This is a genomic window from Micromonospora sp. NPDC005205 (genome assembly GCF_040608275.1).
Lineage (GTDB): Bacteria > Actinomycetota > Actinomycetes > Mycobacteriales > Micromonosporaceae > Micromonospora.
Genome location: NZ_JBEXHV010000006.1, coordinates 56121 through 70084 on the forward strand (window position 1 = coordinate 56121; position 13964 = coordinate 70084).

At 69.3% G+C, this 13964-nt stretch carries 13 protein-coding genes; 4 read left to right on the top strand and 9 right to left on the bottom strand.

The genetic code is table 11. From position 1 onward, the window contains the following. Nucleotides 1-21: 21 nt before the first annotated feature. From ABZU43_RS13630 to mmsA, 7 genes are all read right to left on the bottom strand, one after another. A complete protein-coding gene (locus ABZU43_RS13630) occupies nt 22-1110 on the bottom strand; it encodes a crosslink repair DNA glycosylase YcaQ family protein (protein ID WP_355006841.1) in 1089 nt (362 codons plus the stop codon). Nucleotides 1111-1180: 70 nt separating this feature from the next. Then, entirely contained in the window at nt 1181-2011 is an 831-nt protein-coding gene (locus ABZU43_RS13635; RefSeq protein ID WP_355006842.1) for an ABC transporter permease, read from the bottom strand. Continuing rightward, nucleotides 2008-2973 (bottom strand): ATP-binding cassette domain-containing protein, encoded by a 966-nt coding sequence (locus ABZU43_RS13640; RefSeq protein ID WP_355006843.1) that lies wholly within the window; start codon nt 2971-2973, stop codon nt 2008-2010. Before ABZU43_RS13640 ends, ABZU43_RS13635 begins: the two co-directional genes overlap by 4 nt. A gap of 158 nt (nt 2974-3131) precedes the next feature. Continuing rightward, nucleotides 3132-4337 (bottom strand): ROK family transcriptional regulator, encoded by a 1206-nt coding sequence (locus ABZU43_RS13645; RefSeq protein ID WP_355007078.1) that lies wholly within the window; start codon nt 4335-4337, stop codon nt 3132-3134. Between the two features lie 169 nt (nt 4338-4506). Beyond that, entirely contained in the window at nt 4507-5610 is a 1104-nt protein-coding gene (locus ABZU43_RS13650; RefSeq protein WP_355006844.1) for a sugar-binding protein, read from the bottom strand. Nucleotides 5611-5662: 52 nt separating this feature from the next. Next, nucleotides 5663-6961 (bottom strand): multiple monosaccharide ABC transporter permease, encoded by a 1299-nt coding sequence (gene mmsB, locus ABZU43_RS13655; RefSeq protein ID WP_355006845.1) that lies wholly within the window; start codon nt 6959-6961, stop codon nt 5663-5665. Further along, the gene (gene mmsA, locus ABZU43_RS13660; protein WP_355006846.1) at nt 6958-8505 is read right to left on the bottom strand and encodes a multiple monosaccharide ABC transporter ATP-binding protein; all 1548 of its coding nucleotides are present in this window, start codon (nt 8503-8505) and stop codon (nt 6958-6960) included. The genes mmsB and mmsA overlap by 4 nt, the downstream gene beginning before the upstream one ends. Nucleotides 8506-9140: 635 nt before the next feature. Here mmsA and ABZU43_RS13665 point away from each other — a divergent pair. Next, nucleotides 9141-9584: a hypothetical protein gene (locus ABZU43_RS13665; RefSeq protein ID WP_355006847.1), complete on the top strand. Its 444-nt coding sequence runs from the start codon at nt 9141-9143 to the stop codon at nt 9582-9584. Nucleotides 9585-9665: 81 nt separating this feature from the next. On the opposite strand, the gene ABZU43_RS13670 is transcribed toward ABZU43_RS13665, so the two are convergent. Further along, entirely contained in the window at nt 9666-10844 is a 1179-nt protein-coding gene (locus ABZU43_RS13670) for a glutathione-independent formaldehyde dehydrogenase (RefSeq protein ID WP_355006848.1), read from the bottom strand. A 134-nt stretch (nt 10845-10978) separates the two neighbouring features. On the opposite strand from ABZU43_RS13670, the gene ABZU43_RS13675 reads away from it, so the two are divergent. Both ABZU43_RS13675 and ABZU43_RS13680 read left to right on the top strand, forming a co-directional pair. Continuing rightward, nucleotides 10979-11563 carry a TetR/AcrR family transcriptional regulator gene (locus ABZU43_RS13675; RefSeq protein ID WP_355006849.1) on the top strand — a complete coding sequence of 195 codons (585 nt, stop codon included), beginning with the start codon at nt 10979-10981 and terminating at the stop codon, nt 11561-11563. After that, nucleotides 11560-12393 carry an alpha/beta hydrolase gene (locus tag ABZU43_RS13680; RefSeq protein ID WP_355006850.1) on the top strand — a complete coding sequence of 278 codons (834 nt, stop codon included), beginning with the start codon at nt 11560-11562 and terminating at the stop codon, nt 12391-12393. Before ABZU43_RS13675 ends, ABZU43_RS13680 begins: the two co-directional genes overlap by 4 nt. An 88-nt stretch (nt 12394-12481) precedes the next feature. Here the strand turns inward: ABZU43_RS13680 and ABZU43_RS13685 are convergent, their stop codons facing one another. Then, nucleotides 12482-13198: an SDR family oxidoreductase gene (locus ABZU43_RS13685; RefSeq protein ID WP_355006851.1), complete on the bottom strand. Its 717-nt coding sequence runs from the start codon at nt 13196-13198 to the stop codon at nt 12482-12484. A 68-nt stretch (nt 13199-13266) separates the two neighbouring features. Between ABZU43_RS13685 and ABZU43_RS13690 the strand changes: the two genes are divergently transcribed. Further along, nucleotides 13267-13887 carry a TetR/AcrR family transcriptional regulator gene (locus ABZU43_RS13690; protein WP_355006852.1) on the top strand — a complete coding sequence of 207 codons (621 nt, stop codon included), beginning with the start codon at nt 13267-13269 and terminating at the stop codon, nt 13885-13887. Nucleotides 13888-13964: the final 77 nt, after the last annotated feature.

Consider the following 13964-nt stretch of genomic DNA (forward strand, 5'->3'; position numbering starts at 1 on the left):
ACGGGGCTCGGCGATCACCCGTCAGGGTAGACCCTCGACGGTGAGCGACAGCCAGGACGCCAGGTCGCGCACCTCCTCGTGCACGGACCGGGTCACCTCCGGGGTGAACGGCACGTCCTCGTGAATGGCGTGCACGGTGAACGTGCCGCGCCGACGCTCGGCAGTGGCGTCCACCTTTCCGACCAGCCGGTCGCCGTGCAGGATCGGCAGCGCGAAGTAGCCCCACCGTCGACTCGCCCTGGGCTTGTACATCTCCAGCACGTACTCGTACTCGAAGAGGTCGGCCAGGCGGACCCGGTCGTGCACCAGCCGGTCGAACGGCGACAACAACGCCGTACGCCCGGTGAAGGGTTGCCCGAGCACGGCCGGATCCACCCGCCACTCCCCCACGACGCCCTCGATCACCGCCGGCTCCCCCGCGTCACCGACCTCGGCGGGCTCTCCGGGAACGATGACCGCCTTCCGCCGGGCGATGCCCAGAGCCCGCAGCCGCCGCTCGTTGCGAAGCCGGCGCGCCTGCTCCAGCTCGATGACGGGCACCCCGGACGGGTAGACCCGCTCCGCGACGTCCCAGAGCCGCTGCCGCCCCTGGCGGCCCGCGATCGCGACCTCGCCGCGCAGGACCAGAAACTCCAGCATCTGGGTGATGTTGCGGTTGTTCGTCCAACCGGAGGACGGCCAGGGCACGACGCAGGTGTCCGGGATGTCACGGGAGAGCAGTGGGCCACGGCGGCCGAGCAGGTCGAGCACGTCGCGCCGGAACGAGTCGTTGGCGCGCAGCCACTCGCGGTGGCGCTCATGACCGGGCGAGGCCGTCATCTCGGCGAGGAAGAGCCCCAGGTCGTCCATCGGTCGCACCATCGCGTGGTGCTCGAAGAGCGTCCGGTCCTGTTCGAGGGCCTCGCGCATGTGCGCTGGCTGGTACGACGAGCCGAGCCGGCTCCAGCAGACGAGGTCGGCGCTGGGCGCGACAGCTGCGGTCGGGTCGATCTGCACCAGCGTCAACTGGCGGACCACGGTCAGCAGGTCGGCCGGACGCGGAGCGGCCAGCAGCTGGGCCCGGATGGCGATCTGCCGCGCCTGGGCCCGATCGAGTCGGTGCACATCCACGCTGGTGAGCCTAACGACGACCACCGACACCGATCGGGCCCGGAGAGTCGAACCCCGCGTCCGTTCGGGCTCAGCCGGCCAACCGTCGGTACCGGGCCACCGAGAGCGGCAGGAAGACCGCGACCAGAACGAGCGGCCAGAGCACCGCCAGCACCGGGTAGTGCTGCGCCGCCCAGGAGTCGCCGCCCCAACCGGGGTTGCCGAACAGCTCACGGGTGGCACCGACGGTCGCCGACAGCGGGTTCCACGCGGCCACCGCACCGAGCCAGGCGGGCATTGTGGACGGTGCGACGAACGCGTTGGAGAGGAAGCCGAGCGGAAACTCCAGGGTCTGTACGGCCACCACGGCCGTCTGCCCGCGGGTGACCAACCCGAGGAAGATGCCGACCCAGATCAGGGCGAAGCGCAGCAGCAGGATCAACCCCACCGCCGCCAGCGTGGCACCGACCCCACCGTGTGCCCGCCACCCGATCGCGAGACCGGTCAGCAGCAGGACCCCGAGGGTGACCAGCGCGAACAGCATGTCGGCCACGGCCCGGGCCGCCAGCGGCGCCAGCGGTGAGACGGGCATCGACCGGAGCCGGTCGGTCACCCCGCGCTCCAGGTCCTCGGCAACGGCGATCGTGGTGAGACTGATGCCGAAGACCATGGTCATCACGAACATGCCCGGCATCAGGAACTCTCGGTAGCTCCCACCGCCGGGCACCTGCAACGCGCCACCGAACAGGTAGGCGAACATCAGCACGATCAGGATGTTGAAGCCGAGCGAGGCGACCAGCGGGCCGGGATCGCGTCGCCACCGGGCCAGGGCGCGCCAGATCAGCGTGCCGCTGTCGGCCAGGAGGGTGGGCCGGCCGGGCGTCAGATCCACCGGCCGGGCCGGCATGCTCACCGCGCTCATGCCGCCACCTCCGCGGTCGCCGCCCGGTGGCCGGTGAGGTGCAGGAACACATCGTCCAGGGTTGGGCGGCGCAGCGCGACGTCCGCCACCGGGACGTTCACGGCGTCGAGTGCCCGCAACACGTCGACGAGCGCACCGGCCTGGTGGCCGACCCGGACGCTCACCATCCGTCGGTCCACGTCGACAGTCGGTTCGTCGTCGGCCGCCCGGCGTATCTGGGCGACGGCGGCGGGAAGGTCGGTCAGCGCCGCGACGACCACCTCGATGCGATCGCCGCCGAGCCGGGTCTTGAGGTCGTCCGGAGTTCCCTCGGCGATCACCCGGCCGGCCTCGACCACCGAGATCCGGTCAGCGAGTTGGTCGGCCTCGTCCAGTTGCTGGGTGGTCAGCAGCACTGTGGTGCCGGCACGCACCAACTCCCGGACCGACTCCCACACCTCGTTGCGGCCACGCGGGTCCAGCCCGGTGGTGGGCTCGTCGAGGAAGAGGACCGCGGGGGCCAGGATCATGCCGGCCGCCAGGTCGAGCCGTCGGCGCATGCCGCCGGAGTACGTGCTGACCGGCTGCTCGGCGGCGTCGGCGAGATCGAAGCGTTCCAGCAGCTCGATCGCCCGTTGGCGGGCGCGGCGGCGGCCCAGGTGGAACAGCCGGCCGAAGAGCACCAGATTCTGCTGGCCGCTCAGCGCCTCGTCGAGCGCGGGATGCTGTCCTACCAGCCCGATGCGGTAGCGCACCTGATCGGCTTGGTTGGTCACGTCGAAGCCGGCCACCTCGGCACGACCCTCGTCGAGTCGGAGCAGGGTGGTGAGGATCCGTACCGAGGTGGTCTTCCCGGCCCCGTTCGGGCCGAGCAGGCCGCACACGGTTCCCCGCGGCACCCGCAGGTCGAACCCGTCCAGCGCGTACCGGTCCCGATACCGCTTGCGCAGCCCGTGCGCCACTATCGCGTCGGCTCCTGTCATCAGAGCGCTCCCCTCCTGAGACTGTGTCCCCGTTACCGTACAACGTACGATAGCGCGTACGGGAACGCCCATGAAGGCCCGAACGAGTGGGGGGCAGAACGGTGCCGGCGGAGAGCGTCGCGGCAGACGTTGGATCACACGCCGGTGGGAAGTCGCGGCTACTCGGGGTCGGCAGTCCCGACCTGGCCCGCGACACCGACGTTCAACGGGTCGGCCAGGAGTTTGTCGAACGCCAACTCGGCGGCGCCGATCAGAACGGCGTCGCGGCCGAGCGCCGCCGCGCGCAACCGCAGGTGCTCGCGGGAGGCGGGCAGTGGCATGGTGTCGAGCCGGTCCCGGACCACGTCCGCACCGGCGGTGAAGATGTCGCGCAGCGAGCCACCGAACACCACGGCGTCCGGGTTGACCACGTTGACCAGGTTCGCCACGCCGAAGCCGAGCCAGTCCGCCACCTGCTCGACCGCCGCGCGGGCGGTCGGGTCGCCGGCAGCCGCGGCGCGCAGGACCTCGGCCACCGCCGCGCGGTCGCTCGGATCACGGCCGGCGTGCCGCAACAGCGCGGCTTCGGAGATCTCGGTCTCCCAGCAGCCGCGTGAACCGCAGCCGCACGGCAGTCCGTTGGGGTTGACGACCATGTGGCCGACCTTGCCGCTGTGGCCCCGGTGGCCGATCACCAGTCGGCCGCCGACGATGATGCCGGCGCTGATGCCCAGGTCTCCGTGCAGGTAGATGACGTCGTCGATGCCGACCGCGACGCCCCTGGCGTGCTCGGCCAGGCCGGCGATGTCCGCCAGGTCCCCGGCGACGAAACCAGGCCCGGTGCTGAACTCCGCCTGCAGCGCGACGCCGAGCGTTTCGTCGATGCTGGCGATCCGGAGCCTGCCGTCCGGGTCGCGGGTGGTGTCGGTGACCGCCGCGGCACCGCCGACCAGGAGGCCATCGCCGGCCACGGAGCGTTCCATGTCACGGACCAGGTCGCCGAGGGGTCCGACGGCGTCGATCGCCGACATGCCGCTGGGGCGAGGGATCTCCCGCAGATCGAGGATCTGCCCGCCCAGGCCGACCCGGGCGGCACGCAGCCGGTCCGCGTCGATGCTCAACGCGTGTGCGTAGACCCGGTCGGAACGAGGGCTGACCACGAGTGAGGGTCGGCCGGCGCGGCGGGTGGTGGCCGGCACCTCCTCGGTGACCAGGCCGCTGGTGACCAGGTCGGCCGCGAGTGCGCCGATGGTGCTTCGGTTGAGGCCGAGCCGGCTGGTCAGCTCGGCGCGGGACGTCGGTCCGTGCAGGTGGACGTAGCGCAGCACAGCGCCGAGGTTCTGCCGCCGGATCTCCTCCTGGCTGGCGCCGGGGAGCGCCGGCAGCGGGGTTTCCGCGTTGCGGCCGACGCCGGCTGGCCTGGCCCGTACTGGTGTCGCCACGGTCAGACCTCCTTCCGGGTCGAGGCCGGTTGGTGCGGGGGTGCAGGGACGACGATGGGTCCCGGTAGAGGAGACCCGGGACCCATCGGCGTTGCTACCTACCGTGCGGTGATTACTTGGTGAGCGGCGCGAGCTTCGGGTCGTTGGCGTACGCCTCAGCCGCGTTCGCCTTGGTGACGGCGACCGGCGGGAGCAGGTACGTGTCGACGACCTTGCTGCCGTTGTTGTAGGACTTGGTGTCGTTCACCTGCGGCTGGTCGCCGGCCTGGAGAGCCTTGACCATGTTGATGGTCTCCTTCACCAGGTTGCGGGTGTCCTTGTTGATCGTCATGTACTGCTCGCCCTTGACGATCGACTTGACCGACTCGACCTCGGAGTCCTGGCCGGTGACGATCGGGGTCGGCTTGCCAGCACCCTTGACCGAGGTCAGGATGGCGCGGGCCAGCGTGTCGTTCGGGGAGAGGACGCCGTCCAGCTCCTTGTTGCCGTAGGTCGAGGTCAGCAGCTGGTCCATGCGGGCCTGCGCACCCTCGGCCTTCCAGCCCTGGATGGCGGTCTGCTTGACGTCCTTCTGACCCGAGGCGACGACGACGTTGCCCTTGTCGATCTCCGGCTTGAGCACGTCCATCGCGCCGTTGAAGAAGACACCGGCGTTGTTGTCGTCCGGCGAGCCGGAGAACAGCTCGATGTTGTACGGGCCGTTCGGCTTCTTGGCCTTCATGCCGTCCAGCAGGGCCTGGCCCTGGAGCTGGCCGACCTTGAAGTTGTCGAAGGCGACGTAGTAGTCGAGGTCCGGGGTGTTCGTGATGAGCCGGTCGTAGGCGATGACCTTCACACCGGCCGTGTGGGCCGCCGCGACCTGGGTCGACAGCTGCGCGGCGTCGGTCGCGCCGATGACGATGACCTTGGCGCCCTTGGTGACCATGGCGGTGATCTGAGCCTGCTGGTCGGCGACAGTGGTCGACGCGCCGGCGTACTGCACGTCACCCTGGAAGCCGGCCTCCTTGAGACCGTTGCTGAACAGGTCACCGGCGAGGACCCAGTTCTCCGAGGTCTTGGCCGGCAGGGCCACGCCGATCAGCGAGTTCGCCGCGAAGCCCTTGGCGGCCTCGCCGCCGGAGCCGCTGTCGCCGTCGCGGCCGGAACCGCAGCCGGCGAGGGCCAGCATGGCGGCGGCGCTGATGGCCACCACCGAAGTGCCGAAGAATTTACGCATGGTGAGGACTTGCCTTTCTAGATGGTGAGGCGGGTAGAGAGGTCGGTGGCCGTCAGCCGGACACCGCTGCCTTGGCGGGCTCGCGCTCCGCGTCCGGCGGTGAGGCGGGTGGGGCGGAGTCCTCGCGGCGGAACGGCCGCGTCAGGCTCCCGATGATGGAGAAGCGCCCCTGGCTCTTGTTGTAGACGTCGATCGCGACGGCCAGCAGCAGGACCAGACCCTTGATGATCTGGACGCGGTCGGTGCCGACACCCATGAGCTGGAGGCCGTTGTTGAGCACGGCCATGACGAGACCACCGACGATGGAGCCGCTGATGGTGCCGATACCGCCGGCGACGGCCGCGCCACCGATGAAGACGGCGGCGATCGCGTCCAGTTCCCAGCCGTTGCCGTCCTGCGGTCCGGAGGCCGCCGAACGGGCCACGAAGATCATGCCGGCCAGGGCAGCCAGGACGGACATGTTCATCATGACGAAGAAGTTGACCCGCTTGAGCTTCACACCGGACAGCTCGGCCGCCCGGGAGTTGCCGCCCACCGCGTAGATGTGCCGGCCACCGGCCGTGTTGCGGGTGTAGAAGGAGTACGCGATGACCAGGACCAGCAGGATGATGCCGGAGATCGGGAAGCTGGTGCCGACGCGACCGCTGGCGAAGCGCAGCGCCGCGAAGGCGATCACGCCGACCATGATGGCCATCCGCAGGATCGAGATCCACATGGGTGCCGGGTCGGCGTCCATCGCCCGTCGGGTCTTGCGGGCCTGGATCTCGCGCCACACCACCGCCAACGCCGCGGCCAGGCCGAGGAGCAGCGTGGCGTTGTTGTAGCCGGTGTTCGGGCCGAACTCGGGCAGGAAGCCGGAGCCGATCTCCCGGAAGCCCTCCGGCACCGGGACGGTGCTGGCGTTACCGATGAACTGGTTGCCGCCCCGGAAGAGCAGCATGCCGGCCAGGGTGACGATGAACGCCGGCACCCCGATGTAGGCCACCCAGAAGCCCTGCCAGGCGCCGATCGCCGCGCCGATGGCGAGGCCGAACACGATGGCAGCAGGCCAGGGAAGGTCCCACTCGGTCATCGACTTGGCGACCAGGATGCCGGCGAAGGCCGCGACGGAGCCGACCGAGAGGTCGATGTGCCCGGCCACGATCACCATGAGCATGCCGATGGCCAGAATCAGAATGTACGAGTTCTGCTGGAACAGCGCGATCAGGTTGTCCGACCGCAGGGTGAGGCCGTCCGTCAGGATCTGGAACAGGACGACGATCGCCACCAGGGTGAAGATCATTCCGAACTGGCGAGCGTTGGAGGTGGTGCCTCCGAACAGGTTCTTCTGAAGGTCCTTCAATCGGCTCATCGTGTGGCCATCTTCTTCGTAGAGGTCATCTGCTTCATGAGGGTTTCCGGGGTGGCGTCGGCCCGGGCGATCTCGCCCGTGATGGCGCCTTCGAACACGGTGTAGATGCGGTCGCACAGCCCGATCAGCTCAGGCAGCTCCGAGGAGATGACGATGACGCCCTTCCCCTGGTCGGCGAGCCGCTGGATGATGCCGTAGATCTCGTACTTGGCGCCCACGTCGATGCCGCGCGTCGGCTCGTCGAGGATCAGCAGGTCCGGGTCGGTGAACATCCACTTGGCCAGGACGACCTTCTGCTGGTTGCCGCCGGAGAGCTTGGAGACGCTCTCGTCGACCGTCGGGGCCTTGGTCCGCAACTCCTTGCGGTACGACTCAGCCGCCTGGTATTCCTCGACCTCGTTCAGGACGCCGTGGTGCGTGATCTTGGACAGCTTGGCGGCCACCGTCGACGTCTTGATGTCGTCGAGCAGGTTGAGGCCGATCGCCTTGCGGTCCTCGCTGACGTAGGCGAGGCCGTTGTCGATGGCATCCGCCACCGACTTCAGCACGATCTCCTTGCCGTCCTTGATGATCGTGCCCGACTCGAACACCCCGTAGGAGCGGCCGAAGACACTCATCGCGAGTTCCGTGCGGCCCGCGCCCATGAGACCGGCGAAGCCGACGATCTCGCCGCGGCGCACCACGAAGCTCTCGTTCTTGCAGACCTGCCGCTCGGCGGAGATCGGGTGCCGGACGTTCCAGTCGCGGACCTCGAAGAAGACGTCGCCGATCTTCGGGGTGTGGTCCGGGAACCGGCTGCTCAGCTCGCGGCCGACCATGCCCCGCACGATCCGGTCCTCGTCGACCCCGTCCGCCTTGACGTCGAGGGTCTCCACGGTCCGGCCGTCGCGCAGGATGGTGATCTGGTCGGCGATCGCCTCGATCTCGTTCAGCTTGTGCGAGATCATGATCGAGGTGATGCCGCGGGAGCGGAACCCGCGCAGCAGGTCCAGCAGGTGCTTGGAGTCGGCCTCGTTGAGCGCCGCAGTGGGCTCGTCGAGGATGAGCAGCTTCACGTCCTTGGCGAACGCCTTGGCGATCTCGACGAGCTGCTGCTTGCCGACCCCGATGTCCTTGATCAGGGTGTCCGGGTTCTCTTCCAGACCGACCCGGGCCATCAGGTCCAGCGCCATCCGGTTCGCGGCCTTCCAGTCGATCGCGCCCCGCTTGCGCGGTTCGTTGCCGAGGAAGATGTTCTCGGCGATCGACATCCCTGGAATGAGCGCGAGCTCCTGGTGGATGATCACGATGCCGGCGTTCTCACTGGCCCGGATGTCGGAGAACTTGCTCTCCGACCCCTGGTAGATGATCTTGCCGTCGTAGGTGCCGTGTGGGTACACCCCGCTGAGGACCTTCATCAGGGTGGACTTGCCCGCACCGTTCTCGCCGCAGATGGCATGGATCTCGCCGGCGCGAACCACCAGGTTGACGTCGGAGAGGGCCTTGACTCCGGGGAACTCCTTGGTGATGGAGCGCATCTCAAGGAGGGTGGGCACGTTGCTCATTGCTCGTACCACCTCGCCAACGTCATCGGTTGCCTCCGGAAGGTTGAACCTTCACTTGGTTTTGTTGTTGACGGCAACGTATTGCGGCCGGAGGGCCATCCGCAAGGCGAGGGACTGTTGAAAAAGTAACAATCCGGCAATATAGACGTAGCAAAGTATTCGCCTGTCACTGCTACCTCAGGAGCCCCTTCGGGCACCTTGGCCTGCCGGTGGCAACGTTGTCAAATGTAGCGCGACGGCGCGATCGGCTCGGATCATCCTCGGCAGGCCCGCCACCAGGCACGATCCACTACCGGCCGATGCGCGGGCGGCGGGCGGGTGGTCTCGTCGTCATCGAGTGATCGTGATTCGACCAGGACGCCGACGTCGCACCCACGACGCGACGACGACCGATGGCCGACGGTGTGACCCACGCCTCGGCCCTGAGGCCCGATCGACGGTGATCGTCTCGTCAGGTGCGCGACCAGGAGTGGGATGTGCGACTTAACGTCCCTTAAGTGCGGATCGCACTCAGTTCCTACTATCTACGTCTCCACGGCGGAGCCGCCCAGCAGGCCACTTGCGATGCCACACCACCATGCTGTCCGACCCCAGGGGTACCGCCACAAAACCGGACATGGGATACGGTCGATGATATGGCGACGACCCTTCATCCGGATCCGCGTCCGTCCGCCTCGCGCCTGTCGGCACGACCGTGGTTACTGGTCGCCGTCGCCGGCTTGACCGGCGCCGCACTCGGGACCGTCGCCTGTTACTCCCTGTTGACGCCCCGCTGGGGGGTACCGCACGCGGTCACGGGCACCGTCGTAGCGGTCAACGCCGACGCCAACGCGTTCGTGGTCCGGCCCGATGGGCGGCAACCGTCGACGAACAAGGCCGACGACGGCGGCCATGACTATCAACTGGGCCCGGTGGAGTGGGTGGACTCCGCCGGTCAGACCCACCACGAAGGAACACCCGTCTGCCTGGCTCCGCTCTCCGAAGGGGCCAAGGTCGAGCTGATGGTGGTGGATGTGCGCGGAGGCACCGGTGAGCCGGACGCGCTGATCACCCGGGTCCGGTGCCTAAGCGCCCGGTGATCGACCGACCGCTGACGCGGAGACCCGGTGCTCGCGGGGCGCCTGGTGTCGCTGGGCGAGATGCCTACCAAACGCCACTCCTCAGGACGGACGCAGCACCGCCTTGATCACCCCGTCCTCCCGGCGGTCGAAGCGACGGTACAACTCGGGGGCGTCGGCCAGAGTGCCGTGGTGGGTGACGATCACGCTGGGCCGTGCCCGACCCGCGACGACCAGGTCCCGCAGCAGGACCGTGTACCGGCGGTCGTGGGTGCGACCGAAGCGGACCGCGACCCCCTTGCTGAACAGCGCACCCCACGGCGCGACCAGGTTCTCGTGACCGTCCGCGCCGGGACCGGGGTGCGGATCCCGGTCCGGATAGACGCCCGCGACCGCGATCGCGCCGGCGGGGTTGACCAGCCGGGCCGCGTCGCCGATCACCTGGTTCGGGCGTTCCCGGTCGGGATGCTCCCGGTCGCGGGCCTGGAACCCGACCGCGTCGATGACCTTGTCGACCCCGCCCAGTTTCTCCTCGCCGAGCGGCAGCCCGGTCCGGGCCCGGTCGGCGCGGATCTGCTCGACCGGGTCGCCCCGGCGGAAGTCGATCGGCACGGCACCGATCTCGCCGGCCTTGTCGAGTCGGGCGTCGATTCCGTCGACGGAGTACACGACCCGGGCGCCTCGAAGCAGCGCCGAGTAGGCGCCGAGCAGACCGATGGTGCCCGCGCCGAACACCGCCACGGTGTCACCGGGCTCGACCTCGGCGAGGGAGGCGGCGGCATGCCACCCGGTGACGAACGCGTCGGCGAGCAGCACGAAGTCGTCCTCGTACGCGTCCCCCGGCTCGCCCGGGAGGGCCACGCAGTTGGCGTCGGCCCACGGCACGCGCAGCAGGTCGGCCTGCGCGCCCCGGTACGGACCCATCCCCGCGTACCCGTACGCCGCGCCCGGCCCCTCGGCCCGGGCCCGTAGACAGGCCGCCGAGAGCCCGCGGGCACACATCACACACGTCCCGCAGAACAGGTGCGTGGGGATCACCACCCGGGCGCCCGGCCGGACGGTCTGCACCGCGGCGCCCACCTCCTGCACCACGCCGAGTGGTTCGTGACCGAGCACCAGGCCGGGCTCGGCGCTGGTCCGTCCGTCGTACATGTGCAGGTCTGTACCGCACAGTGCGGTGGAGGTGATCCGGACGAGCGCGTCGGTCTCCGCCTCCAGCGTCGCGTCGGGCACCTCCCGCACCGCGACCGTCCGGACGTCCGTATAGACGACGGCTCTCATCCCGGCTCTCCTGTTCGGCGGTGGAACGGCCGGTCTTCCCCCGACTGGGCCGTTCATTCCTGCCCGACCCAGCAGCCGACCGCGGTGCTATCTTAGGGGCCCTAAGTTATTTCCTAGCGAAGCAAAGGTCCGGTATGCCACGGCAGGGTCTGACCAACGCGCGCGTCTCAGCCGCCGCTGCCGAGCTGGCGGATTCGGTCGGCCTGTCCCGGTTGACCGTCGCCGCCGTCGCCCGGCACTTCGGGGTCTCGGACGCGGCCCTGTACGTGCACGTCCGCAGCCGGGACGCGTTGATCGAGCACGTCGCGGTCCGGGCGGCGGCCACCTTCGCCGACGCGCTGGCGATCGCGGTGGCGGGGCGGGCCGGCCGCCAGGCCCTGGTCGGATTCGCCGACGCCTGGCGCGCGTTCGCCGTCACCCATCCGGGGCAGTACGCGGCGACCCAGCTCCAACTGCCGCCGGAGGTCGGCACCCGGTCGGCCGGGCACCTACGCCTGATCGAGCTGAGTTACGCGATGCTGCGCGGTTACGGGCTCGACGAGCCGGCCCTGACCGACGCCATCCGATTCGTCCGCAGCACCTTCCACGGCTTCGTGAGCCTCGAAACGGTCGACGGTTTCGGGCATCCCCGCGCTGTCGACGCGTCGTGGCAGTCGATCCTCGACGCGGTGCACACCACGTTGAGCAACTGGCCGACCCAGAAACAGGAGCAGCAGTGAGCAGCCACGATCAGTCGGTCGAGTCGGCCGACGGAACTCGCCTGGTGGTACGACGACTGGGCGTCGGAGACCCCGTCGTCCTGGTGCACGGCTCGGGTGGCGGGCTGCACTCCTGGGCCACCGTCGCGCAGCACCTGACCCAGGACCACGAGGTGTGGCTGCCGGCCCGGCGCGGATACGGTCCCAGCGACGTCCCGGCCGGCACCAAGTCCTTCCGGGACGAGACCGCCGACCTGCTCGCCGTCATCGAGGCCGCCCGGCGATCCTCGGGCCGACCGGTCCATCTCGTCGGCGCCTCCTACGGAGCGACAGCGGCGTTGCACACCACCTTGGTCGATCCGCGAGACGTACGCTCCCTGGCGATCTTCGAGCCGCCGCTCTTCGCGGCCGGAGCGCAGGTCGCGCCGCTGCTCGACCGGTACCGTGCCGCCTTCGAGCGCGACGACGCCGCCGCGATGGCAGCGGCCCTGAACGATGTGACGCGGGTTCCGGCCGAGATCGTCGCCGCGATGGCCGCCGGCGCGGGACATCGGGTGCCCGACCCGGTCGAGGCGCGCCGCTCGGCGGTCGGCTGGCTGCACGATCTGGAGGCGCTCGCGCAGGACAGCACCGACATCACCCGGTGGTCCTCGATCGCCGTGCCGACTCTCCTGCTGGCCGGCGCGGACACCTGGGAGCCGATGCCCACCACGATGAACGCCCTCGCGCGGGCGATTCCAGCGGCCCGTTACGTCGTCTGGCCAGGTCAGTCGCACTTCGTGACCATGACGGCACCCACCCTGGTCGCCGACGCGCTGCGGCAGTTCTTCGCCGCGGTACCCGCCGCCTAGCCGAGCCGGCCGCCGTCGGGCAGGATCCGCACCGGCGGCGCGGATCCTGCCCCACACATTGGTGGGCGGCCTGCTCGGTGTGGCGGGATCAGTGACCGGCGTTCTGCCCGCCGTCGACGTGCAGGATCTCGCCGGTGACGAACGGTGCGGACTCGAGGTAGACCACGGCGTCGACGACGTCGCTCGTCTCGCCCATCCGGCCCACCGGGTGCAGACCCGCGAGCGTCTGGTGCGTCTCGACCGGGTGCATCGGGGTCTTGATGACGCCGGGTGCGACGGCGTTGACCCGGACACCGCGACCCGCGTACTCGATGGCCAGCGACTTGGTCGCCGAGCTGAGGCCGCCCTTGGTCAACGACGCGAGCACCGACGGGACGTTCGAGTTGGGCTGGTCGACGAAGCTCGTCGTGATGCTGACGACGTGACCGGCCCCGCTGGCCAGCAGGTGCGGCATCACGCGCTGGGTGAGGTGGAAGAACCCGGCGAGGTTGATCCCGGTGACCTGGTCGAAGTCCTCGTCGGTGTAGTCGGTGAACGGCTTGGCGACGAAGACGCCGGCGTTGTTCACCAGGGTGTCGATCCGCCCGAACCGGTCCAGAGCGGCACGCACCACCCGCTCGGCGGTGTCGGCCTCGGCGATGTCACCCCGGACCGTGACGATCTCCGGGTCGTCGGACGCGCCGATCGACCGAGAGGTTGCCACGACGCCGTACCCGAGCTTGCGGTAGGCGTCCACGAGGCCGGCGCCGATGCCCTGGGAAGCGCCGGTGATCACGACGACCTTCTGACCCTGACTGCTGTTCATGAGGGAACCACCTTCACTAGACGACTGGTCTACTAAAAGCTAGCCGACCGGTCGTGTATCGTCGAGGCATGGGTCGAACCAGTGACGCGAAGAACAAGATCCTCGACGCGGCCGCCACGCTCATCGAGCAGCGCGGCTACACGGCGCTCGGGGTCGCCGAGATCTGCGCGGCGGCGGGCGTGCCGAAGGGCAGCTTCTATTACTTCTTCGAGTCCAAGCAGGCGCTCGCCCGCACCGTCATCGACGAGCACTGGGTCACCCAGCGCCGCCAGTGGGAGCAGCTGCTCGGCAGCGAGCGCGACCCGCTACAGCGACTCCGGGACCTGTTCGAGGCCACCGAGGAGGTCCAGCGCGTCGGCCAGCAGAAAGCCGGGGTGGTCGCGGGCTGCCTGTTCGGCAACCTCGCCCTCGAACTCAGCAACCAGGCCGAGGAGATCCGCGGTCGACTCCAGGAGATCTTCGAGGAGCAGATCGGCCTCATCGAGCAGGTCGTCGCCGAGGCCAAGGAGCGCGGCCTGGCGGGCCCGTCGGTCGACAGCCGGGAGGCCGCCCGATCGATAGTCGCGCAGATCGAGGGACGGGTCCTGCTCGCGAAGTTGCTCAACGATCCGACCCAGCTGGAGACGTTGTGGCGCAACTGCCTCGACCTCCTCCAGGTGCCGGCACAGGCACGGACCACCACCGGCTGAACGGACGACTGTCGCTGACCGTCCACTCCGGGCGCACTGCGCGGCCGCTCAGTAACATCGGCGAGGCACGATATTCA

Coding starts and splice junctions, on each gene's coding strand:
- ABZU43_RS13670 (WP_355006848.1), bottom strand. CDS start 10,844: ATGAGAGCCGTCGTCTATACGGACGTCCGGACGGTCGCGGTGCGGGAG.
- ABZU43_RS13685 (WP_355006851.1), bottom strand. CDS start 13,198: ATGAACAGCAGTCAGGGTCAGAAGGTCGTCGTGATCACCGGCGCTTCC.
- mmsA (WP_355006846.1), bottom strand. CDS start 8,505: ATGAGCAACGTGCCCACCCTCCTTGAGATGCGCTCCATCACCAAGGAG.
- mmsB (WP_355006845.1), bottom strand. CDS start 6,961: ATGAGCCGATTGAAGGACCTTCAGAAGAACCTGTTCGGAGGCACCACC.
- ABZU43_RS13635 (WP_355006842.1), bottom strand. CDS start 2,011: ATGAGCGCGGTGAGCATGCCGGCCCGGCCGGTGGATCTGACGCCCGGC.
- ABZU43_RS13690 (WP_355006852.1), top strand. CDS start 13,267: ATGGGTCGAACCAGTGACGCGAAGAACAAGATCCTCGACGCGGCCGCC.
- ABZU43_RS13665 (WP_355006847.1), top strand. CDS start 9,141: ATGGCGACGACCCTTCATCCGGATCCGCGTCCGTCCGCCTCGCGCCTG.
- ABZU43_RS13650 (WP_355006844.1), bottom strand. CDS start 5,610: ATGCGTAAATTCTTCGGCACTTCGGTGGTGGCCATCAGCGCCGCCGCC.
- ABZU43_RS13675 (WP_355006849.1), top strand. CDS start 10,979: ATGCCACGGCAGGGTCTGACCAACGCGCGCGTCTCAGCCGCCGCTGCC.
- ABZU43_RS13640 (WP_355006843.1), bottom strand. CDS start 2,973: ATGACAGGAGCCGACGCGATAGTGGCGCACGGGCTGCGCAAGCGGTAT.